The 540-nt window shown below is 51.7% G+C and carries 1 protein-coding gene; it reads left to right on the plus strand.

Annotated features, from left to right (window positions below; all coding sequences use genetic code 11):
- Positions 1 to 71: 71 nt before the first annotated feature.
- Positions 72 to 540, plus strand: a 469-nt coding sequence (gene iscB / locus AC0QH1_RS00380) for an RNA-guided endonuclease IscB (RefSeq protein ID WP_324628760.1), incomplete at its 3' end; no start/stop codon positions are given.

A 540-nucleotide genomic window follows, 5' to 3' on the forward strand; every position in this document is an offset into this window, starting at 1 on the left:
TGCGATTTGGAAAGTACCGACTCTGAACATTAGCGAAGCCAACGTTACGAGCAATCAGAACAGACGCAACAATGTCTAACCATGTGTTCGTTTTAGATACCAACCGCAAACCGCTGACACCCTGCAAGCCAGGGGTCGCACGGTCACTACTCAACGCGGGGAAAGCCTCGGTATTTCGACGCTACCCATTCACCATTATTCTCAACAAGGAAGTTGATGCTAATCCTGAACCGGTCGAACTCAAATTAGACCCAGGTTCTAAAGTCTCTGGAATTGCCCTGAAGCAAGGGAATCGAATCATCTTTGCTGCCGAGTTGCAGCACCGGGGACAGCAAATTAAGGATGCACTGCGGTCTCGTCGTCAACTGCGACATTCTCGACGAAACCGCCTGACCCGATATCGGCCTGCTCGGTTCTTGAATCGGACTCGTCCCCAGGGTTGGTTAGCTCCGAGCTTGCAGCATCGAGTCGATACTCTGATGACCTGGGTTAACCGATTCCGTAGACTTGCCCCAGTTGGCAGCATTGCTCAAGAGCTAG

Source organism: Phormidium sp. CCY1219, from assembly GCF_055795085.1.